At 43.6% G+C, this 20403-nt stretch carries 27 protein-coding genes; 22 read left to right on the forward strand and 5 right to left on the reverse strand.

The features are described from left to right. Positions 1-7: 7 nt before the first annotated feature. From Q0779_RS05640 to rimI, 21 genes are all read left to right on the forward strand, one after another. Positions 8-643: a phage baseplate assembly protein V gene (locus Q0779_RS05640; protein WP_298770393.1), complete on the forward strand. Its 636-nt coding sequence runs from the start codon at positions 8-10 to the stop codon at positions 641-643. Positions 644-660: 17 nt separating this feature from the next. Further along, positions 661-1020: a phage baseplate protein gene (locus Q0779_RS05645; protein WP_298770395.1), complete on the forward strand. Its 360-nt coding sequence runs from the start codon at positions 661-663 to the stop codon at positions 1018-1020. Next, a complete protein-coding gene (locus Q0779_RS05650) occupies positions 992-1990 on the forward strand; it encodes a baseplate J/gp47 family protein (protein ID WP_298770397.1) in 999 nt (332 codons plus the stop codon). Before Q0779_RS05645 ends, Q0779_RS05650 begins: the two co-directional genes overlap by 29 nt. A gap of 156 nt (positions 1991-2146) precedes the next feature. Then, a complete protein-coding gene (locus Q0779_RS05655) occupies positions 2147-2845 on the forward strand; it encodes a phage tail protein I (protein ID WP_298770399.1) in 699 nt (232 codons plus the stop codon). 94 nt (positions 2846-2939) lie between these two features. Continuing rightward, positions 2940-3464 carry a phage tail protein gene (locus tag Q0779_RS05660; RefSeq protein ID WP_298770400.1) on the forward strand — a complete coding sequence of 175 codons (525 nt, stop codon included), beginning with the start codon at positions 2940-2942 and terminating at the stop codon, positions 3462-3464. A gap of 206 nt (positions 3465-3670) precedes the next feature. Then, entirely contained in the window at positions 3671-4285 is a 615-nt protein-coding gene (locus Q0779_RS05665) for a hypothetical protein (RefSeq protein ID WP_298770401.1), read from the forward strand. A 12-nt stretch (positions 4286-4297) separates the two neighbouring features. Continuing rightward, entirely contained in the window at positions 4298-4522 is a 225-nt protein-coding gene (locus Q0779_RS05670) for a tail fiber assembly protein (RefSeq protein WP_298770403.1), read from the forward strand. A gap of 20 nt (positions 4523-4542) precedes the next feature. After that, positions 4543-5145 carry a hypothetical protein gene (locus Q0779_RS05675; protein WP_298770404.1) on the forward strand — a complete coding sequence of 201 codons (603 nt, stop codon included), beginning with the start codon at positions 4543-4545 and terminating at the stop codon, positions 5143-5145. A 25-nt stretch (positions 5146-5170) separates the two neighbouring features. Then, a complete protein-coding gene (locus Q0779_RS05680) occupies positions 5171-5500 on the forward strand; it encodes a tail fiber assembly protein (protein ID WP_298770406.1) in 330 nt (109 codons plus the stop codon). Positions 5501-5701: 201 nt separating this feature from the next. After that, positions 5702-5854, forward strand: coding sequence for a hypothetical protein (locus Q0779_RS05685; protein WP_298770407.1), 153 nt, complete (start codon positions 5702-5704; stop codon positions 5852-5854). A 252-nt stretch (positions 5855-6106) separates the two neighbouring features. Beyond that, positions 6107-7276, forward strand: coding sequence for a phage tail protein (locus tag Q0779_RS05690; RefSeq protein WP_298770408.1), 1170 nt, complete (start codon positions 6107-6109; stop codon positions 7274-7276). A 204-nt stretch (positions 7277-7480) separates the two neighbouring features. Beyond that, positions 7481-7987 (forward strand): phage major tail tube protein, encoded by a 507-nt coding sequence (locus Q0779_RS05695; protein WP_298770409.1) that lies wholly within the window; start codon positions 7481-7483, stop codon positions 7985-7987. A gap of 233 nt (positions 7988-8220) precedes the next feature. Next, positions 8221-8892 carry a phage tail assembly protein gene (locus Q0779_RS05700; RefSeq protein WP_298770410.1) on the forward strand — a complete coding sequence of 224 codons (672 nt, stop codon included), beginning with the start codon at positions 8221-8223 and terminating at the stop codon, positions 8890-8892. A 282-nt stretch (positions 8893-9174) separates the two neighbouring features. Then, entirely contained in the window at positions 9175-11538 is a 2364-nt protein-coding gene (locus Q0779_RS05705; RefSeq protein ID WP_298770411.1) for a phage tail tape measure protein, read from the forward strand. Between the two features lie 175 nt (positions 11539-11713). Beyond that, positions 11714-12106 carry a phage tail protein gene (locus Q0779_RS05710; RefSeq protein ID WP_298770412.1) on the forward strand — a complete coding sequence of 131 codons (393 nt, stop codon included), beginning with the start codon at positions 11714-11716 and terminating at the stop codon, positions 12104-12106. A gap of 33 nt (positions 12107-12139) precedes the next feature. Beyond that, the gene (locus tag Q0779_RS05715) at positions 12140-12376 is read left to right on the forward strand and encodes a tail protein X (RefSeq protein WP_298770413.1); all 237 of its coding nucleotides are present in this window, start codon (positions 12140-12142) and stop codon (positions 12374-12376) included. 133 nt (positions 12377-12509) lie between these two features. After that, positions 12510-12641 (forward strand): hypothetical protein, encoded by a 132-nt coding sequence (locus tag Q0779_RS05720; RefSeq protein WP_298770414.1) that lies wholly within the window; start codon positions 12510-12512, stop codon positions 12639-12641. Between the two features lie 69 nt (positions 12642-12710). After that, positions 12711-12839 carry a hypothetical protein gene (locus tag Q0779_RS05725; RefSeq protein WP_298770415.1) on the forward strand — a complete coding sequence of 43 codons (129 nt, stop codon included), beginning with the start codon at positions 12711-12713 and terminating at the stop codon, positions 12837-12839. 83 nt (positions 12840-12922) lie between these two features. After that, the gene (locus tag Q0779_RS05730) at positions 12923-13939 is read left to right on the forward strand and encodes a contractile injection system protein, VgrG/Pvc8 family (protein ID WP_298770417.1); all 1017 of its coding nucleotides are present in this window, start codon (positions 12923-12925) and stop codon (positions 13937-13939) included. A 206-nt stretch (positions 13940-14145) separates the two neighbouring features. Beyond that, complete coding sequence (locus Q0779_RS05735; RefSeq protein ID WP_298770419.1) at positions 14146-14646, forward strand: hypothetical protein; 501 nt, start codon at positions 14146-14148, stop codon at positions 14644-14646. Beyond that, positions 14633-15118: a ribosomal protein S18-alanine N-acetyltransferase gene (rimI, locus tag Q0779_RS05740; RefSeq protein WP_298770421.1), complete on the forward strand. Its 486-nt coding sequence runs from the start codon at positions 14633-14635 to the stop codon at positions 15116-15118. The genes Q0779_RS05735 and rimI overlap by 14 nt, the downstream gene beginning before the upstream one ends. Positions 15119-15229: 111 nt before the next feature. On the opposite strand, the gene lipA is transcribed toward rimI, so the two are convergent. The 5 genes from lipA to Q0779_RS05765 form a co-directional block, all read right to left on the reverse strand. Beyond that, positions 15230-16195, reverse strand: coding sequence for a lipoyl synthase (lipA, locus tag Q0779_RS05745; RefSeq protein WP_298770423.1), 966 nt, complete (start codon positions 16193-16195; stop codon positions 15230-15232). Then, positions 16192-16848, reverse strand: coding sequence for a lipoyl(octanoyl) transferase LipB (lipB, locus tag Q0779_RS05750; RefSeq protein WP_298770426.1), 657 nt, complete (start codon positions 16846-16848; stop codon positions 16192-16194). The genes lipA and lipB overlap by 4 nt, the downstream gene beginning before the upstream one ends. Before the next feature lie 83 nt (positions 16849-16931). Next, positions 16932-17198: a DUF493 family protein YbeD gene (gene ybeD, locus Q0779_RS05755; protein WP_298770428.1), complete on the reverse strand. Its 267-nt coding sequence runs from the start codon at positions 17196-17198 to the stop codon at positions 16932-16934. Between the two features lie 185 nt (positions 17199-17383). Further along, positions 17384-18556: a serine hydrolase gene (locus tag Q0779_RS05760; RefSeq protein ID WP_298770430.1), complete on the reverse strand. Its 1173-nt coding sequence runs from the start codon at positions 18554-18556 to the stop codon at positions 17384-17386. 103 nt (positions 18557-18659) lie between these two features. Continuing rightward, on the reverse strand, positions 18660-19472 hold the full coding sequence (locus tag Q0779_RS05765; protein ID WP_298770432.1) for a septal ring lytic transglycosylase RlpA family protein: 813 nt from the start codon (positions 19470-19472) through the stop codon (positions 18660-18662). 249 nt (positions 19473-19721) lie between these two features. On the opposite strand from Q0779_RS05765, the gene Q0779_RS05770 reads away from it, so the two are divergent. Next, positions 19722-20363: a LysE family translocator gene (locus Q0779_RS05770; RefSeq protein ID WP_298770434.1), complete on the forward strand. Its 642-nt coding sequence runs from the start codon at positions 19722-19724 to the stop codon at positions 20361-20363. Positions 20364-20403: the final 40 nt, after the last annotated feature.

Consider the following 20403-nt stretch of genomic DNA (forward strand, 5'->3'; position numbering starts at 1 on the left):
GAATTTTATGCGTGACGCTATCGAATCGTTAGTGCGGGAGCAGCTGCGCCCCTATTTAGCGCAATTATCCCAGCTCAGCAGTGAAACAGAAGAAGTCAGGCGGCATATGCAATCCATGATCCGCTTAGGGAGAGTCTGTGCAATTAATAACAATAATCAAATGATTAAAGTGGAACATGGCGCGCTAACAACGCCTTTTATTAAATGGTTTGCTCATGCAGCAGGCAAGGTGAGCCATTATCGCTGCCCAAGTATTGGCGAGCAGGTTCTGCTACTCAATTTTGGCGCGGGTTATTCGGCAAAACAATACATTGCTCTTGTGGGCATGGCATCAACGGACTTTCCGCTGGCGGGGAATAGTCAGATGCAAGTGATCACTCACTTTGGTGATAAGTGCAGCCAAATATGGGACATGGATAAGGGGACACTCATTCTTAAGGCGACAGAGAAAATCACCCTAGAAAGTAAAATGGTTTTAGCCTCACAGGATCTCCAAGTGGAAAGCAATATCAAAGCAGGCGCTGATATTACCGATAAGAAGCAGAGTATGGCGGAAGATCGAAAGATTTATAATAGCCATACTCACCCGTATAAAGATGATGGTGTTGATACGACAACGGCCGCAACAAAAGCATCTCAATAACGAACAAGGAGCGTTTTATGATAGGCATAGACAGAGCCACTGGGAAACGGCTCGATGGCTTTGAGCAATTTGTTAGTCGCGTCACCCAAGTCATGACCACACCGCTAACGGGGCGGGCTAAACGAGCGGGTTTTGGTAGCCGAATACGTGAGTTACTGGGCGCGAATATGTCACCCAGCACCCTAGTCAGAGTTCAATCCTTTGCCATTGAGGCATTTTACAATAGCGACAATGGTTTGAGTGATTTCATTCCCAGTCGTTGTGTCGCTAAACGGCGAAACGATGGCTTAGATCTTTATTTCGAAGGTCAATGGCAAGGTCGCCATGTTAATTTTGAGGTACCGGTAAATGTTTCCACATCAAAATCCCTTACCTAAACCTGAGTTACTGACAACGCCAGGTTTTGAAGACTTATTTGCGCAAATTAAACAGGATGTGCTCGCGCATATTCGCGCAACATCACCTCAAGATGAGGCGGCGGTGACACAAACCTTAGACAATGAGGCGGAAATCCTCACTAAGTTCACTCAAGCCTTTACTATTGTGCTGCAAAATCATACACGGCAAATTAATCAACAGGCGCTGCAAATGTTTGGCATGTATGCCACTGAGGATGACGCCGTCGATGTCATAGCCAGCCAACTGGGGGTGAAACGGCTAGTGCTCGATATAGGGGATGCCAGCGGTGAAAATCCGCTAATGGAATCCAATGAGTCCTTACTGAATCGTTATTATTTGGCGGCTTATGCCTTAGCGAGTACGGGCACGCGAGCGGGATACCGTTTTCATGCCATGACGTTAGGGGCGCGGCCTAATATCGATATTTCCAGTCCGGCGCAAGATCATGTGCGGGTGGATTATCGATTCGATGCCCCCGCGCTTGCAGGGGTGACCAAAGATGCTCAAGCCAGGCAGGTCAGTCCAGGGGTGGTGGACTGCTATATTCTCACTCATCTTGAGCAAGGCATACCCAGCGATGCGCTAATTGCCATGACGCAAGCCTATTTAGAAAGTGATGATATTGCCCAAGAAACCGATTTAATCACAGTGAAAGCCCCCAGCATTAAACCTTGGCAATGTGAACTGGATGTGTATATTCACTCAGGACCCGATGCGGATGTCATTAAATTGGCTGCCGAAAAAGCCTTGCAGGATTATGGTAAACGACAACATCAATTGGGCGCCAATATTGAGCCTTCGATGCTTTACAAGGAAGTGCTTGCGGCAACGGGCGCTTATCGCGCCGACATTATTACGCCTACTGAACCACTTCGCTGCAGCTTTAGTGAAGCGGCTTATTTAACGGCAGTGAAGATCAAGGTTATTGCTGAAAGCGGCGAAGATTGAATCGCTGACAGCGGGGAAGATTGAATCGCTGAAAGCGGAGAAGATTGAATAGCTGAAAGCGGAGAAGATTGAATCCCTGACAGTGGGCAAGACTAGCCCAATGAACAGGCGCTATGAACAGGAACAGGCCCTATGAACACAAAAGGGAGAAAAAATGTGGATAATGAAAGGGTGGATGATGACGCAGTAACCGCGCTTCCCCAAGGATTACAAGCACACAGCGTTTTGCCCGATAACCGCAGTGCTTTAGAACGTGGCTTAGAACTGGCGCTGGCTCAACAACTTTATGGGATTAAGCATCCTTTCCCTGATTTACTCAATGCCCATAACACGTCGGCAGCGTATTTGCCGTATTTGGCCGCCGAACGGCAATTAACGGTATGGGATGAGCAGGATGAGTTAGAGGTAAAGCAAAATTTGGTCTCTCAAGCCTGGGAGGTGAAGCGATTAGGGGGGACACGAGGTGGGCTTAAAAAAGCACTGGCCTCGCTGGATTTTGACAGTGAGATCACCCCTTGGTATCGATTACAAGAGCAGAATGCCCAGCCCTACTTTTTAGACATTGTCGCGTGGGAAAAAGGCAATAAGGCATTGGATGTGTCTAAATTGCATAAGTTGCAACGCTATATTCAAGACAATAAATCTGAGAGAGACGAGATCAGTTTGTCTTTGATGTTTGGCGTTGAGACACAGTTAGGGCTTACTGGCGCTGCGGCGCCTGTGACGAATGTGGTAGAAACGGAGTCAGCCGCCACTATTTGGCCCATGCCTGATGTGACTGCGCCATTGGCCATAGGTGGCGGTATGCCGCCCCCCGTTAATATGACGTATGTCAATGCTCAGGCCATGACATAAAACATGTCTAAAAAGTGATGAATGAGTGCGAATGCATCGGACTTATCAACGGATTATTTCTTACAAATGATTGTATGAGGAAGAAGGTGACACAATGAGTGAGCAATTAAACTTGGTGATCACTCGCCAAGGCTTAGAAGAGTGCATTAATGCCAAAGCCCAAGGTGTACAACTTAATTTAAAATGGGTCTCTGCAGGGGATAGAGCTTATACCCCGAGTCGTGAGCGCACTGCCCTTGAAAATGAGCTGCAGCGGGTTGAGTTTGGCGAATATAAAAATATTGGCGGCAATCAATTACAGGCCGTGGCGAAATTCAGTGGCGAGCAAGAGTACCCGGTTCGAGAACTGGGTTTTTGGCTTGACTCTGGCACTTTGCTTGGGGTCATTTCAGCGCCAAATACGACATTGAACTATAAAGCCAAGAATGGCCATTGCATTCAGCCTATTACGCTGGATTTAAGTGCGCTGCCAACAGACAGTGTGACTGTTGTGGTTGGCACAGAAAACCTCAATATTTTGGTGGATACCGAGTTTACTAAAATGGCCACCGCCCAAGTGGATACCATGCACCGACAAATTCTCCAAGAATTTCGACTGCTAGAGCTAGAGAAGAGTTGAGCTAGAAAACTGCCAGAGCCTGTGGAGAGCCAGAGCCTGTGAAGAGTTAGAGCTAGAGAACTGCCAGAGCTTGTGAAGAGCCAGAGCCTGATAGAAAGCCAGAGCTTGTGAAGAGTCAGAACTTGGAAGAGCCAGAACTAGTGAAGCGCTAAAAAAATCGTATGAGTCGAGTGAACTGAATAAGCTAAAGAATAGAAGGAGCTTTCATGAGTACAGAGCAAACAGCCGATTTAATCGAGTCGGTCACCGAATTGACGGCCACAGTGGCCAATAAAATGGGTGTTATTGATAATCGCATGACACAAGCGGAAGAGACATTTGATGAGTGGCGAAGTCAACGGGATTTACATGGTGATGAAGCTGAACATGGCACCGTCAGAATGGGTATTTTGCAGGGTTTTGCTGATCGGACTATGGATTCGCCTTATGGGACAGGTGCATTTTCAGGTGTGCCAGATTTAGGTACGTTAGGTAATGTTTATCTACATTTTAAAACACCTTTAAATATTAATACTCATGCGGAAATGTTTTGGTTCAATATTAAAGGTTATAGTTACGGTTCTGCTTCCGTTATCGATGAGACTATTGTGGGTTATTGTTATAAAGTCCAAAACAAACTTATTAATCAGTCTAATTTTGGTAATTTAAGTCCAGCTAGTTATGCTGATGTGAATGGTAATGTGGTCTTAAGAATATTATTGCCATCAGTATATTACACAACTTGTCGAGTCGATACTATGCGTGTGGGGAATGGTCGTTTATTTAAAACTGGTGACCTAGAAGCTAAATTTAGCTTATTAGAAGAGATTGTTTTTGATTAATAAGAGGTGAATATGGAATTAAATATAGATGAGTTAAGTATCTTGGCTTGGGCATCAATAAGAACTCGACGTGATCAATTAATTATAGCGACAGACTTTACCCAATTATCAGATAATCCATTAGGAAATGATAAAAAGTTGGCGTTTGCTGAATACCGTCAAGCACTAAGAGATATTCCTCAAAATAACAGCTCACCCGATAGTGTTGTTTGGCCAATAAAACCAGACGTTGAATAGTTTCAATAAAAGGATGCGTAATGAGCACAACAGAAACTGCTGATTTAATTGAGTCGGTGAATGAACTAACCGATACTGTTATTGGAAAAATTGAAGATATTAATGAGAGAGTGGATACTGCAGAGCAGAGATTCAATAGCTGGAAGGCCGAAACATCTTTTGTTCAAGAGTATTATGTTCATTATGCAGAAATGTCTACTGATGAAGAACGTGATACTGGAAACTATAGTTTGATTAAATTGTATACAATAAAAGATGCTTATGCAGCGATTAACCCTTGGATACATTTAGGCTGGACTGGTGGTAATCAGGTTGGATCTGGCCATTTTTGTTCATTAGCACAATCACATGCTTATTACACAGGGCAACAAGCTATGTTTTCTCGTAGAGGAAATGGTGAACTTCGATTCTTTATTGATCGAACTGAGCAAAATAATGCTCCTGTCTATATTGCATTAAAAAATCAAAGCTTTAATAATGCTTCTTTAAGATTAAGTGTTGCATCTTATTTGACTTTGGATGTTGAAGCTCAAGGAGCAATTAACTTAGATAGTTGGTTATTTGATAATCCAAATGTTGCTGAAATTGATTTAATTGATGTAACAACTCAGCCAGCCGTATAATAAGTAAAACAAGAGGTAATCAATTATGACCTTTAAAAAAGAATTTTATAAAGGTGTAGAATATCACTTCCCAACAACATTTGAAGATGCTGAGACATATTTAGCATCAATTCAGGCATCGACAATCAGTGATAGTGTGATTAACTCCATGCAATGGGATGCTATTAGGTTAAAGCGTGATAGTCTTATTACTGCAACAGATTGGACTCAAACATTAGATTGCCAGCTATCTGATGAAAAAAAATCAGAGTTTATTAATTATCGGCAGACTTTACGCAATATTCCTCAATTTTTTGATGAGCCTGCAGCTGTAGTTTGGCCTGAAGAGCCCAAAATCATGGTGAGAACCAAGTGATAACATCTTATTGAAATTACTATTTAAACTTACATATTATATTCATAAGTCAAGCTTTAGTGTGCTAATAAAATAAGCAGAAAGAAAAAATATGTAATACATATTGAATCAACATGAACTTGTTTATCTCAAGTTAATAGGGGGGGGATGCTGTGAGTAATACATTTAATTTTATTTAATCATTGAAAAGATAGAGGTGTTATGAATAAAGAATATCTTAAATATAAAGTTATAGCCCCATTCTCTTGTCCAAATACTCATATTTGGCATGGCGTGGGTGTTAAGTTATCAATGTTAGGTTGTGAAGCAACCTTATTACTCTTGTCGAATAAAATAGAAAAGATCAGTGAATAAGTTATTTTAATGATTTATTTTAAAAACTCATTTTGTTTTAAAAGATTATTTTATTTTGAAAAGAACTATGACGCTAGTTAATTAATTTTTTGCAATAGTTTTAACGTATTTCAATTGCTCATTGATTGAAATGAGTACTTATTTTATGACGTGCTTTTGCTTTACCTATATAAAAGAAAGTCTAAAAGGAAAGTCTAAAAGGAAAGTCTAAAAGAAAGCCTAAAAGAAAATATAAACGAAAAAGGAACCAATATGCCAAAGATTGCAGCGTTTGCACATAACGGGATCAGTATCGAACGTCAACCGACGCCGCCACCAATGGGGCCATTGGGAGGGATTATTTTGGGCTTAGTGGGTACGGCGCCGAATGCCGATGTGTCACTGGCTAAAAATACGCCTGTGCGCATTGCGAATATGAGTGATGCGGCCAAATTAGATACCACGGGCGAAGAAAAAGGCACCCTATGGCGCACTTGCTATGAGCTATTGCGCTTAGTCTCAGTACCGATTTATGCCGTCATTGTCGAAGAAGGTGACGATGTGGCGGCGACCACGGCCAATGTGGTGGGTAAAATTGATGCCAATACTGGGCAACGTTTAGGGATTGAAGCCTTAGCCGATTGTATGGAGACCCCCACGCATATTGCCGCACCGGGTTTTAGCAGCAAAGCGGCGGCGGATGCACTCGCAGCCATGGGTAAACGTCTGTTTGCAATTGCCGTGGGTGACGGCCCCAATACCAATGACATGGGTGCGGTGGATTTTTCACTGAGCTTAGGCGGTGAAGGCACAGGTTATGACGGCTTCTATTTGGTAGACCCTCAAGTAGCAGTATACAGCCAAGCGGCTAAGGGCAATGTGTATTTTTCGGCGGCAGCCGCGGCGCTGTCTTGCTTTGCGCGCGTTAGCGCGTGGGAAAGTCCCGCCAAAGGGGGGATGGGCGCCCTTATTCAGGGGACCGCTCGCAGCATTGATTACAATATCATGGATAAATCCACCAATGGTGGCTTGCTTAATAGCCATGGCGTGTCTTATTTTGCGCGCACCTCCATGGGCGGATTTTCATTAATCGGTAATCGCTGCGTCACAGGGCGCTTTGTGTCTCAAGTGGGGCTGGAATATGCCATTATTCGAAAGCTGGCGCAAACGGCGCAAGCTGCCATGGGCCGTAATCTAAGTAAGAGTTTGATGGATCAAGAAATTGCCAAGCTTAATTACTGGCTGCAATCCCTACAAGCGGATGAAACCATTATGGGCGCCGAAGTCTACTTGCATCCAACACTGAATAACGTTGAAAACTACACTAACGGTGAGTGGCATATTGCCATTAAATACTATGGTTTTGCACCCAATGAGCACATGGTCTATCACATGATTGAAGATACCGGCATTGTCGAGTCTTTTATCGAGCAAGTGCTGTAACAAGGAACATTATCGCCTCACGTTAGCTTTAGCTTTAATTTTAATTTGAGCTTTAATGCTTACTCTCATTTTACTTTATTTTATTTCATGCCCTCCTTAAATGGCACTCATGCTTCCTATTAACCGCTTTATATTGGTTAAGATAGCGGTTAAAGGGCTTGGGTGATTGTGTGCGTGATATTATTTTTATAAGGAATACTTTATATGGCAGGACAACGTTCACGTATTACTCGCAGTGCATTGGTTCATGGTCAACCGCTAATGAAAGAGCTGGATGAATTCACACCACCGGAAATCAAAAAGACCATGCAAGAAACCCGTGGAGGCTCCTTCATTCCGGGTGAGATCATGGTGGGACTGGAGAAAATGTCTTCTAAGCTTAAAATTAAAGGTGCGCCGCAAGCGCTATTGGCGGCGTTTGGTTTAGGTGAAGGGGAAGTGTGTCAAATTGATGTGAAAGAGTCACATCAAGATGAAGACGGCAATAAATTTGCCGTAGCCTATAGCCTGACTGGCGAAATTATCACAGTGACAGAATCGGCCAGCAAAATGGGCGAGCTGCCAGATCAGGAGTTGGAAATGTCGGTGAGCGCCTATAAAAAAGTCGAGAGCGGTAAAACCATTTATGAGATTAATCGCAACGCGCAAATTTTGAATTTGGGCAATGGCGACTTGATGGTGGAGCATAGACGCAACATTGGTATGAGCTAGCTATGAATTAGCTATGAGTTAGGCGTGAGTTAAATTCATTGCTTAACGCACTAAAGCGTTTTGTAAAAAACCTGTTTGTAATGAAAAAAGCTTAATAAACAAAGCCTAAATAACAAAGAATAGTAAACAACAGCCGCTCATCGATACTCGATTAGCGGCTTTTTATCACCTATTAGCAGGCTGAGTAGACTCATGATAGCTGAATAGGCTCAACAAAAAAGAGAACAATAAAAATGATGAATGAAGATGAGCATGAATATGGACAAAATGCGAGTGCAACACAAGTGCCGACATTTGAACATTCTCCGCATACTTTATATTGGCCAATAGAGGATGATAAAGGCCAATCACTTGAACAGATCCAGATCAAGACGATCACGATGGCCACTCATCGTAAGCTGACTCAGCAATATAAAGGTAAAGACTTACCCTTGTTACATGCTTGTATGAGTGCCAGTACCGGGCTAACCAATACTGAATTAGAACGCCTAGTGACGCCCGATTATAATAGCCTGCAGACATCGGTATTGGCATTGATGCAAAAAACGGCGTCGAGCCTTGTGGTTGAATTGCAAAGTGAAGGCAATGAGATTGACGCGGCTGAGCCTAAAAAGAGTGAGTTTGACGTTAATCAACCTCAGCTATTAGTCGCTATTCAAGGCGATGATGGCGAGCTAAAGCAAACCTATAGATTAAGGCCACCCACGGTTCGCACGACGATATTAATGGAAACCCACAAGGATGAATGGGATCGCACCTTGTTTATTAGCGCCAGTTGTACCGGACTCAGCCGTGAAGAATTGGGGCGCTTAAGCCTACCTGACTGGAATCAATTACAGGAGTGCCTTATCGATTTTTTGCAACAACCGGCGGACTTCTTTCGCCGCGAGACGTTGAAGTACTAACCGACATTATTCCACTGGCCTACCATGTGAGTCCTGACGATGTGCTCAATTGGCGTAATGATGAAGCCTTGCGCCGCTATCACTTGGCTGCATCCAAGCTGGGAATGAAGGGATCGCAGTAAAGGGAACAAATAGAGATAAAGATATAAAGGTAAAGATAGGACAGGCATAACTTTTATCAAGACAGATAATAGAGGCTCAAGCAATTCATCTATCTGTATATAAAAAGCTTGTTATACCAAATGTGATGTGGAGAACGCTGAGCAATAAAAAGGAGGCAGTATGGCGGCAGGAACACAGGTAATGCCAAGACTGGCTACAGTATCGGTGGCATCAAATATGTCATTATTGAATAGCAATGTAACCGGGCTAACGAGCCATGTTAGTAGCATTAATTTAGCGTTCGTAAACCTTATTCAGGGCATTAATCAGTCGGCTGGTGCACTGGAAACTAGCAGCCAATCTCTAAAAGAGAAAATGACTACGGCTGTTGATTCCGGTGTCAGCCGATTAACTCAAGGAATGGCGACTGCTGGTGTGTCAGCAGGCAAAGCCGCGATGAACTTTGAGTCTAGCTTTGTCAAATTAGAGAAAAAATTCAAATTAAGTGGTCAAGCTGCTGAGGATTATCAGAATCAACTGATGAATGCAGGGGCTAAAATAGGAATTGATGCCAGTACGTTTGTGAAAACCGTATCGTCAGCCACGCAAACCGGGGACACTAAAGAGCAAGCATTAGCCACAGCAAAAACGGCGACGAGTGCCAGTAAAGCTTGGGAGGATTCCCTTGATAATACCTTGGCTCAGTTAAATGGCTGGCGAAATGCATTAGGTTTGAGTCAAGAAGAAGCATTGAAATTGGCTGATGTCACCACTGCATTGGATACAAAAACAGGGGTAAGTGCTAAAGATATTGCCGCTGTGACATCCTCCCAAGGGCGAGGCGCGATTGATGCGGGACTTGGGGCTGAGGCGATCAGTGCACTAGCAGCCAGTTTATTGGGGAGTGGTTCAACGACGAACGAGGCTGGGGCAGCGTTAAATGTTATTGCAGGAGGATTAAATAAATTAGCATTAGGGGCCGATACAAGTACTTATACCGCACTAGGACTTGATCAAGGAAAAGTCGAAAAGGCCATGCAGGCAGGGGGGAAGGATTCTCAAGCTGTATTAGTTCAAGTATTGAATAAGCTCAAAGGGCTATCGACAGAAGAGCAAGCTAAGGTTAAGAAGGACTTATTTGGTGATAAAAGTGGCGTTGCCATTAATCAACTTTTGGCTAAATCGACAGATGAAAAAGTAGGGCTAAGTAATAGCTTAGCGGTTGCTTCTGATGATAAACAAACAAGGGGGAGTTTGGCCAAACAACAAGGCCCTGCGACACGAGCAGAACTTATGGCTAAGTTAAATGCCAGTTTTTCAGCCCTGACTATCACCATTGGTGACAAGTTATTACCCATTATTGATGCGGTTATTCCTCCTCTTACACAAGCTGTGACATCGATTACTGAGTTTGTACAATCCAATGGGGGCTTAATCCTTGGTATTATCGGGGTCACAACAGCGGTAGCAACCGGTTTTTTAGCTTTTAAAAAAATAAAATCGGTATTGGGGATATTTAAATCAGGCTCAATGGCAGACTCTTTGGGAATGGGAGGGGGCGCTTGTTGCTGCGCCTCGGCGGGAAGTGTTTCTACTGGGTCGCTTGAACAATTGAGTGGTAGTGAGCGAAACAGAGAAAGTGGGCAATCAAATAGCAGTGATGCTCGAAACAGAGAAAATAGATCCTCTAACAGGGGTCGTCGACGCAGAAGTGTTGTTGCTCGAATACGGAGTGCACCTCGCTCTGCTGGAAGAGGCTTGAGTAAGTTATTAAGACTTGGCGGCAGTTTGGGAAAAGGTACGTTAACTACTGGTCGTAATATGGCGAGCAGTGGCTTGAGTCTTGGAAAAGGACTGGCAACGAGAAGTCAGGGTGCAGCAAAGGGCCTATTTTCATCTGGGGCAAAATTGTTTAAAGGCGCGACTGGTGTAGCGTCTCGAGTGGGGGGGAATACAGCTTTGCTCGGTGCGGCCGGAGGAGTTCTGGCAACTAAAGCATTAGGTAAAGTCTTTAAACCATTATCAGCCTTGATGTCAGCTGGTGATGTGATCAGTGGAGTGAAAGAAAAAGACAGTAAAAAAGCAGGTAAGGCCTTGGGTGATATATCCGGTGGCTTGGCGGGAGCCGCCATGGGAGCCGCACTGGGTACTGCAATTTTTCCTGGTGTTGGCACCTTAATTGGCGGGGCGATTGGTGGTTTAGCAGGAAGTGAGCTTGGTGCCACCGTGGGTGAATATGTGGGGGGCTGGTTTAGTGACGATAAAACCGAGCAAGCGGCGCCGAATGCGGTAGCGGAACCAACCCAAGCGATGATTAATCAAGCTAATCGAGGTCAAGCTGGGAAGCAAATGTTGGATACTAAACAAGCCATCAACTTTGCCCCTGTGATTAATATGACTCCTTCGGGGGATCCCAGTTATGACACCAAAGTCAGCCAAGATATTCTGGCAAAAATTAAAGCGGAATTAACGCCATTACTGGTAGGCAATATGGATGTGGCCACACAAAGTGATGCACGTTTACTGGACAGTTATGGCGTGTAATGGCTCAAGTTAATAGGCTTAAGGCAATAGGATTAAGTGAATAACAGTGGAAATCACAGCCGTAATCACAATCAGATTTATGTAAATGAGTCAAGGCCCAACAAGATGATAAAGTCAGCCATGTGAGCTGGCTTTTTTATTTATTAAATAGAATGGGCATTAGGGAAGAGTCAATATGGATGAAAAGCAAAGTGGCATGATGGCCTTAGGTGGTTTTATTTTCTCCTTAAATGAAAATACACCCTACGAGAGCCTGCAGCGGAGCAGTGATGGCGGCTGGGTAAATGTGGCGCGCTACGGCCAGAAGCCCACAAGCCAAAACACCGGACAAAAATTAGAAACCATGACCTTATCGGGGACGTGGTTCAAAGGTGAGGGCATGGGAAACATGGATAAGTTAAGGGCCTTGCAAGCGACACGCACACCGTTAGTACTGAACAATGGTTACGGTGAATCTATGGGTCGCTGGGTGATTAAGTCACTGCAAGAAAAGCAAGAGCGGATCATCATGGATGGGACGGCGTTTGTGGTGGGCTTTACGGTAAACCTTGAAGAGTTTATTGGTTAAGTCACTTATCTGGAAAGAGGACGAGGAGGCGTTATGGTGTTACCGAATATCAATAATGAGTTGAAAACCATTATCAGTGCTGATGGTGATTTACCTTCGCTTATTTTATGGCAACAATTACAGCGGGATGATGATGAAGCGGAAGCGGCATTACATCAGCTCAATCCCCACTTGGCGGCTTTGGGGCCGGTTCTGCCAAGAGGTATAGCGATAAAGTTACCGCAATTGGTAGAAAAAACACCGAGCAAGATCCTGAATATTTGGGATTAGTTGAATATTCGGGATTAGTTGAATATTTGGGATAAATATTTGAGATAACTATTGGGATCAATTGATACAGGGGTTGTTAGGATTGGGTTGATAGGACTGGGCTTATAGGATTGAGTTCTGATTAAGGAGAGTGATGATGTCAACAAGGGTGAATATGACAGTACCACAAGTGAGGGTGTCAGGGCCGGGGGCTGAGGTGATTAATCAAAGGCTATTGTCTTGGGAGCGCATTGATGCGGCGGGCATGCATAGTTGGGATCAATAGTTGAGATCAATTGAGATAGCGTTTGATATGACTGGGCTTATAGGATTGAGTTTAGACTGAGGAGTGATGATGTCAACAAGGGTGAATATGACTGTGCCACAGGTGAGGGTGTCAGGGCCGGGTTCAGAGATGATTAATCAAAGGCTATTGTCTTGGGAGCGCATTGATGCGGCGGGCATGCATAGTTCGGATCAATAGTTGGGATCAATTGATACAGGGGTTGTTCGGATTGGGTTGATATGACTGGGCTTATAGGATTGGTTTTAGACTGAGGAGTGATGATGTCAACAACGGTGAATATGACAGTACCACAGGTGAGGGTGTCAGGGCCGGGGGCTGAGGTGATAAATCAAAGGCTATTGTCTTGGGAGCGCATTGATGCGGCGGGGATGGAGTCCGATCAATTAAGTTTAACCTTGGATATTACGGGGCAAACAGGCCTGCCCAAAGAGGGCGCGCGATTAACTTGGTTTGAAGGTTATCAAAACAGCTTGAAGCAAAAAGGTCAGTTTATCATTACTCGTATTACGCCGCGTTTATTTCCGCCAACCATGACGATAGTGGCGACGGCTGCGCCTTTTCAGATTGACGATAATACGGGGCTAAAGCAACGCCGTAGCCGTTCATTTGAGGACATGAGTTTGGCGGATATTTTTAATATGTTGATCCATTTCCATGGCTTTACAGCCAAAGTGGCACCAGAATTTGACAATATCCAGATAGCCCATGTGGATCAAGTGAATGAAACAGACCTAGGCTTTTTAAGTCGTTTGGCAAAAGAATATGACGGCGTGGCAAAACCCGTTGATGAATGCTATGTATTGGCTAAAGCGGGGCAAGTGAATACCGTGACGGGAAAAACCATTGCCCCAGTGGTGCTTTCTGTGCCGAGTCACAATAATCCCTCCATGGCAGGACAGTTTATTAATTGTCAGCTCGATAAGCCCAGTCGCGGCAAGGTGACGGGCGTAAAAGCAATGTGGACTGAGGAGGAAAGTGGCCTTGAGCATGAGGTGAGTACAGGTATTGCGCCCTTTAAAGCCTTACCACAGAATTACCTTAGCCATGAAACGGCCATGCAAGCATGCCAAGATCACTTAAAAAAAGTGCAAAGAGAAGGCATGAGTGTGCAAGTCAGCTTGCCGGGATCGCCTTATTTAGTGGCAGAAGGTTTATTGGATCTGGATGAGAGTTTTCCTCCTGAAATGGCGGGGACTTGGTCTATTGATAAAGTCACCGCCAAAGGTGATAGCAGTGGAGGTTATCGCTGCGCGCTTGTGGCGACGTTACCTTCTTAGCGATGTCATTACCTGTCTAGTAGCGACATTATTTGCTTACTTAATGATGTCATTACTCGTTTAGCAGCGGCATTACTGCTTATGATGTTATGAGCCACAGCCAATTACTGGTATGCTACTCCACATTTTCAAAAAGTTGATCATTTCGTTGGGTATGAAAGGTGTGATGGCTATGAAGGATGCGATCGATATGAAAGGTGTGATCGATGAATAAGCAGGCTTATTTGAATGCAATGGGGATAACGCGCTGGGCGGTTCGTCGGCCTAAACTGCCTGTTTTTACTGTTTTAATCGATGATGATAATGCCATTGACAAAATCAGTGAGCATCCTATTTTCCTTTCGGTACTAGAATTTATTGGCCACAGGGTGGATGCTTGTGAGTTTAAGGCCACAGAAGAGAAAGAAGACAAGATTATTTGGGATCTTCGCCGTCCAAAACCTGAGCATGCGCTGCTAAGACGTGTGAATAGAAAATCAGCGAATAAGCAAGATCATCTTGTTTCTAAGCCCCTTGGAGAACTGGAACACAGTGTGGAGGATAAAAAAGCCTTATGGCAGCAGATTTCAGCCCTTTACTCTGAGCAAGTGTTGCAGTTTGGCGAGCAGATGGTGCTAGAAGGAGATAGTGAAGCTGCTAATATCACAGGCCATATCTCAGGCCATATCTCAGACCATATTTCAGGTCTTCCTCATGATGACAAATAAGCGTATAAGCATTGATGCGTTGGCGGTCAATGATGCCGCTGAAATGGCCACTATTGCTCAATTAGCCCATTCTCATCCCATGAGTGAGCAAACAATAAAGAGCTGCTTTGGGCATTTGTATTGTGTCTCGGGCATATATTGTGGTGGAGTCTTAGCAGGTTTTGCCATAGTGCATCAAATTTTTGAAGAAGCAAGCTTGATGGATATTTGCATTGCACCTCATTACCAAGGCAAAGGGCTTGGCAAGGCGTTATTAGTGCATGTCATTGAGAATATTAAACACCAGCATGCACAAGTATTACGATTAGAAGTCAGGGCCTCATCAAAAGGGGCGCAGCAGTTATACTCCAATTGTGGTTTTAAGCAAACTGGAATACGTACAGGTTATTATAAAACAGCGATGCTTGAGCATAACGGCCAGCAGATAAGCGGTGTGGAAGATGCCGTATTGATGCAGCTCGATATTAATTAAATGATTGTTTGTTAAAAAGCCCCCTGATTTCAATTTGAAATCAGGGGGCTTTTTTTGTGCTCACAGCCAAGTGACTTGAAGATACATGCAATCAATGAAATAAAGCTAACGCTACTTCACTTCTTTCCCTTGGGCTTGAAGATCCGCATGATAGCTTGAGCGAACTAGCGGGCCACAGGCAGCGTGAGTAAAACCAATGTTTTCAGCCAATTCTTTTAAGGCTTCAAATTCTGCTGGTGGCACGTAACGCTCAACGGGTAAATGGAACTTAGAGGGCTGTAAGTATTGCCCTAAGGTAAGCATTTCCACATCATGAGCACGTAAGTCATGCAGCACATCAGCAATTTCTTCATTGGTTTCGCCTAGCCCCATCATTAAGCCCGATTTTGTTGGCACATTAGGATGACGGGCCTTAAACTTTTTCAGTAAATCTAACGACCATTGATAGTTTGCCCCAGGACGTGCTTTACGGTAATGGGTCGGCGCGGTTTCAAGGTTGTGATTAAACACATCAGGCGGCTCAGTGGCTAAAATATCTAACGCCGCATCGATTCGGCCACGGAAATCAGGCACTAAGATTTCGATTTTTATTGCAGGGTTAAGCAGGCGAATTTCACGAATACAATCGGCAAAATGCTGCGCACCACCATCACGAAGATCGTCACGATCCACAGAGGTGATCACCACATATTTAAGCTTCATGTCTTTGATGGTTTTCGCTAATTTTTTAGGCTCTTCAGCATCAGGTTTAAGGGGTCTACCATGGGCCACATCACAAAAAGGGCATCGACGGGTGCAAATGGCGCCTAAGATCATGAAGGTTGCCGTACCATGATTAAAGCACTCAGCCAGATTGGGGCAAGAGGCCTCTTCACAAACAGAATGTAAGCCATTTTCTCGTAATGCTTGTTTAATTTCTGTAATGCGTTGATTGGATGCGGGCAACTTAACTTTTAGCCAACTGGGCTTGCGCAGCATAGTTTCACGCTCTGATGGAACCACTTTGATTGGGATCCGCGATACCTTATCGGCATCTCTCAGCTTTACGCCGGGTTGTAATCTTTCAGGCCTATTCATAATGACTCTGTTAATCCTTGGTGATGAACGAGTTGCTGATAGCCAAGCTGTTGGCTAAGCGTATTGAGCAATTGGTTGCCAGCCTCGATGACAGTTTGAGGGCCGCCAAGAGGCTTACATTGGATCATTTCCATTCCTGCATACCCACAAGGGTTAATGCGCTGAAAAGGCGACATATCCATATCGACATTGAGTGCCAGTCCATGAAAAGAACAGCCTTTACGGATCCTGAGCCCCAATGAAGCAATTTTACGCTCATCGACATAAACACCGGGGGCATCGGCTTTGGCATAAGCGTTCACTTGGTATTGTGCAAGCATATCAACAATGCTTTGCTCAATTTTAGTGACTAATTCCCTTACACCCATTTTCAATCTTTTGATATCAAGTAAGGGATATATCACAAGCTGACCGGGTCCATGATATGTGACTTGGCCACCTCTATCGACTTTGATCACGGGAATATCACCCGGATTAAGGATATGTTCGCTCTTACCTGCTTGTCCTTGGGTAAATACCGACGGATGTTCGACTATCCAAAGTTCATCAGGACTCGATGCATCACGATTATCAGTATAATCTTGCATGGCGTGCCATACGCTTTGGTAGTCTTGTTGGCCTAAATGCCTGATCTGCAAAACCGCTTCTTGCAAGGGCAGCCTCTCTACTCAAAAGATCCATTATACAATAAGTGTTAACTTAATCACACTTATCCTGTTTTTGTACTAAGACGCTGTTAAAGGACGCGCTTAACGCCCTCAATAGCTGCTAATTCAGTATAGAGGGTTTCAACATGATCTTTGCTGGTGACTAAGACTCTAATTGTGACAGAGTGATAAGTGCCTTTGCTTGATGCTTTTGTGGTGGGGCTATAATCCCCTGGCGCATGTTGCTGCACAACGGCCACGACTCTATCGGCTAAGGTGTCACAGGCATCGCCAACGACTTTAAAAGGAAAAGAGTTAGGAAATTCCATCAACTCATCAAATTTAGTCTCTAACATGTGTTATCTCTTACTGAATACGAATACGGCTTATATGGTGACGATTATACCGAATAGCAAGCCTTATTGGTATGCGATCTTTTAACGGCAACGTATGCTCAAGTTTGTTGAAAGGAAACGGGAGGGGTTAAGGTATAGAAAAAGCGACGACTAGGTCGCTTTTTCTCTGTATAAGATGGTTTAATTTAGCTAAACCATGAGCTGAATTTTTGTTGGAAATAATCCATCAATCGGCTGAACCAGCTGCCTTCATTCACTTCTTGAAGCGTCACTAGGGGAAATTGTGCAATGTCTTTGCCGTTGAGTTGGAAATAAACATTGCCGACAACTTCACCTTTAGCGATAGGTGCTGTCAGGGGTTTAGTGAGTTCAAAGTTGGCTTTTAAGTTTTTTGCTTGGCCGCGATTAATGGTGATGGGCGTATCGGTATTAAAGCCTAAATCGACGCTGCTACGATCGCCATACCAGATTTTTTGAGTTACGAAACTTTCGCCTGCTTTATAAGGCGTGACGGTTTCAAAGAAGCGGAAACCGTAGTTGAGTAACTTTTTACTTTCAGCTTTACGCGCCGCTTCACTTTTAGTGCCCATGACCACTGAAATCAGGCGCATGCCATCTTTTGTCGCTGACGTGACTAAGTTATAACCCGCACCTGAAGTGTGGCCAGTTTTAATCCCGTCAACATTGAGGCTCTTATCCCACAATAATCCATTGCGGTTATATTGCTTAATGCCATTATAAGTAAATGACTTCTCTTTATAGATTTTGTATTCATTGGGTACATCACGAATGAGGGCGGCGCCTAACAGGGCCATATCATAAGCGGTACTTTTATGACCGTCTGCATCCAGACCGTGAGCATTTTCAAAGTGACTGTCTTTCATGCCAATTTGTTTAGCCCAAGAGTTCATCAAATCGACAAAAGCGCCTTGTGTTCCTGCAATATGTTCAGCCATGGCGACACAGGCGTCATTACCAGATTGTATAATAATACCTTTATTGAGCTGTTCAACGGTCACTTTTTTGCCGACTTCAATAAACATTTTTGAAGAGTCAGGGAAGTTTTTTGACCATGCATTTTTACTGATGGTGACTTCATCTGTTGGGCTAATATTACCGGCTTTAATTTCTTGACCAATGACATAACTGGTCATCATTTTCGTTAAGCTGGCAGGGTTAAGGCTTTCATATGCATTTTCTTCTGCAATGATCTGCCCAGTATTGTAATCCATTAATACAAACGCTTTAGCGGCGACTTTAGGTGCATCAGGGATCACCATTGGCGCGGCAAAGGCTTGAGTAAAAGAAAAAGAGGTGACAAGTAGCACTGCTTTGAGCGAATTATTTAAAAATTTCATAGTAACAAGGCGCGTCTTATTTGTTTACGTGAGAAGAAAACCATTTTTCAGAGTATACCATTTACTGGACAGAGGAATAGAAAGAAGGTTCATTAAAGTTACTTTATTCGATGACGAGGTAACTGTTAGGGTAACCGTCATTTTTTAGTTTATCAGCGAGTTGAGTCGCCAGTTGTTGCTGCCCAATAGGCCCGAGTTGAAGGCGGTAGAGGTTATCAACAGTTTGTAGTCGTGATTTTAATTGGTACTGAGTTGTGAGTTTCTTTGCTAGTTGATTAATTTTTGTCTTGTCAGCGGAAGCAAATACTTGAATATAATGTTGCTTATTTGAGCTTGGATCAGTGATAGCAAGCAAAGCCGGATCGGGAATATAGATGACTTCAATATTCACTTTTGCCGTGCCTGTTTTGAGCATATCCAACTTGTATGCGGCTGCGTAGGATAAGTCAATCAACCTATTTTGGTGAAAAGGCCCCCTGTCATTGACTCGAACAACAACGGTTTTGCCGTTACTGGTATTAGTGACTTTTACAAAGCTAGGTAAAGGTAGAGTTTTATGAGCTGCAGACATGCTATACATATCATAAACCTCTCCATTGGAGGTGAGGTGGCCATGAAACTTAAGACCATACCAAGACGCGATGCCTGTGGCTTTGTACCCTTTACCAGAATCTAATACGCGATAGGATTTACCCATGACTGTGTATTTTTTACGGTTACCCCCTCGGCTGTAAGGCTCATATTGCGGGGTGGCATCTTTAACTTGACTGACATCGGGGGCGGATGTTGGGGCTTTGTCTTTTTCCATCGCATAGCGGCCCGCATTGGGGTTATCGGTATTGGGTTTATTGCTTGAGCAGCTAGCGATAAAGAATAAAACAGCAAGACTGCAAATAAGGGTGATGTTTTTTATCATTGATTTTATTTTACAGATCAGGCTTGGAATAATATGCAGCATAAGGGCTAGGGAGTATTAGCGCTAGTGCTAATTTCAATTTATATGTTAATTTTAGTATCATTTTAACGCAATAATTAACTTGAGTCAGCTAGCAGTCAGCAAGTCGTTTTCTCTGGTGTCTTTACGCAGGAGTCTATGCTTGGCGTATTTCTGTACTGATAGAGCATGATTGGTGACTCGTTTGATGACTAGTTTTTGAGGATGTTTATGTTTGGAGTGACCGATCTCGGCCTATTTATTATCTCAGGTTTGCTATTAAATCTGATCCCCGGACCCGATTCCTTGTATGTGGTTAGTCACAGTGCGGGACGCGGTTTTCGAGCCGGCTCCATGGCGGCATTAGGCATTGGTGCGGGGACGTTTGTTCATATTTTGGCTGCCGCATTTGGATTATCAGCCATTTTTGCGACTTCAGCTGTGGCCTTTACCATAGTAAAAGTTATTGGTTGCTTATATCTAGTGTATATGGGGATCAGTATGTTACTGGCGAAAAAAAACAATAACCTCAGTAAGCATCAAGTCAATGTTGTCACCGTTACTTCATTCAAGCGTATTTTTTATAATGGTTTTTTAACGAATAGTTTAAATCCTAAAGTGGCGTTATTTTTTCTTGCGTTTGTGCCTCAGTTTATTGCCGTTGATTCACCGAATAAAGCCATTTCATTTATTGTCTTAGGGTTGATTTTTAATTTTAATGGTATGTTATGGTGCCATGTTTTAGCATGGTCTTCTTCAACGGCGATTAAAAAGATCAAACATAATGAACGTATTGCTCATTACTTGACAAAATTCACGGGAAGCTTATTTCTTTATTTTGGTTTTAAATTAGCATTTAGCAAGCAAAATTAGTATTAAGTTTAAGCCTACTTGATATAGGTAAGTAGGCTTA

This window comes from uncultured Shewanella sp. (genome assembly GCF_947491715.1).
Classification (GTDB): domain Bacteria; phylum Pseudomonadota; class Gammaproteobacteria; order Enterobacterales; family Shewanellaceae; genus Shewanella.

Bases quoted from the DNA above. Each gene is read 5' to 3' on its own strand.
- Q0779_RS05640 (WP_298770393.1), top strand. From the start codon at position 8: ATGCGTGACGCTATCGAATCGTTAGTGCGGGAGCAGCTGCGCCCCTAT.
- Q0779_RS05645 (WP_298770395.1), top strand. From the start codon at position 661: ATGATAGGCATAGACAGAGCCACTGGGAAACGGCTCGATGGCTTTGAG.
- Q0779_RS05650 (WP_298770397.1), top strand. From the start codon at position 992: ATGTTTCCACATCAAAATCCCTTACCTAAACCTGAGTTACTGACAACG.
- Q0779_RS05660 (WP_298770400.1), top strand. From the start codon at position 2,940: ATGAGTGAGCAATTAAACTTGGTGATCACTCGCCAAGGCTTAGAAGAG.
- Q0779_RS05665 (WP_298770401.1), top strand. From the start codon at position 3,671: ATGAGTACAGAGCAAACAGCCGATTTAATCGAGTCGGTCACCGAATTG.
- Q0779_RS05670 (WP_298770403.1), top strand. From the start codon at position 4,298: ATGGAATTAAATATAGATGAGTTAAGTATCTTGGCTTGGGCATCAATA.
- Q0779_RS05675 (WP_298770404.1), top strand. From the start codon at position 4,543: ATGAGCACAACAGAAACTGCTGATTTAATTGAGTCGGTGAATGAACTA.
- Q0779_RS05680 (WP_298770406.1), top strand. From the start codon at position 5,171: ATGACCTTTAAAAAAGAATTTTATAAAGGTGTAGAATATCACTTCCCA.
- Q0779_RS05685 (WP_298770407.1), top strand. From the start codon at position 5,702: ATGAATAAAGAATATCTTAAATATAAAGTTATAGCCCCATTCTCTTGT.
- Q0779_RS05690 (WP_298770408.1), top strand. From the start codon at position 6,107: ATGCCAAAGATTGCAGCGTTTGCACATAACGGGATCAGTATCGAACGT.
- Q0779_RS05695 (WP_298770409.1), top strand. From the start codon at position 7,481: ATGGCAGGACAACGTTCACGTATTACTCGCAGTGCATTGGTTCATGGT.
- Q0779_RS05700 (WP_298770410.1), top strand. From the start codon at position 8,221: ATGATGAATGAAGATGAGCATGAATATGGACAAAATGCGAGTGCAACA.
- Q0779_RS05705 (WP_298770411.1), top strand. From the start codon at position 9,175: ATGGCGGCAGGAACACAGGTAATGCCAAGACTGGCTACAGTATCGGTG.
- Q0779_RS05710 (WP_298770412.1), top strand. From the start codon at position 11,714: ATGGATGAAAAGCAAAGTGGCATGATGGCCTTAGGTGGTTTTATTTTC.
- Q0779_RS05715 (WP_298770413.1), top strand. From the start codon at position 12,140: ATGGTGTTACCGAATATCAATAATGAGTTGAAAACCATTATCAGTGCT.
- Q0779_RS05720 (WP_298770414.1), top strand. From the start codon at position 12,510: ATGATGTCAACAAGGGTGAATATGACAGTACCACAAGTGAGGGTGTCA.
- Q0779_RS05725 (WP_298770415.1), top strand. From the start codon at position 12,711: ATGTCAACAAGGGTGAATATGACTGTGCCACAGGTGAGGGTGTCAGGG.
- Q0779_RS05730 (WP_298770417.1), top strand. From the start codon at position 12,923: ATGTCAACAACGGTGAATATGACAGTACCACAGGTGAGGGTGTCAGGG.
- Q0779_RS05735 (WP_298770419.1), top strand. From the start codon at position 14,146: ATGAATAAGCAGGCTTATTTGAATGCAATGGGGATAACGCGCTGGGCG.
- rimI (WP_298770421.1), top strand. From the start codon at position 14,633: ATGATGACAAATAAGCGTATAAGCATTGATGCGTTGGCGGTCAATGAT.
- lipA (WP_298770423.1), bottom strand. From the start codon at position 16,195: ATGAATAGGCCTGAAAGATTACAACCCGGCGTAAAGCTGAGAGATGCC.
- ybeD (WP_298770428.1), bottom strand. From the start codon at position 17,198: ATGTTAGAGACTAAATTTGATGAGTTGATGGAATTTCCTAACTCTTTT.
- Q0779_RS05760 (WP_298770430.1), bottom strand. From the start codon at position 18,556: ATGAAATTTTTAAATAATTCGCTCAAAGCAGTGCTACTTGTCACCTCT.
- Q0779_RS05765 (WP_298770432.1), bottom strand. From the start codon at position 19,472: ATGATAAAAAACATCACCCTTATTTGCAGTCTTGCTGTTTTATTCTTT.
- Q0779_RS05770 (WP_298770434.1), top strand. From the start codon at position 19,722: ATGTTTGGAGTGACCGATCTCGGCCTATTTATTATCTCAGGTTTGCTA.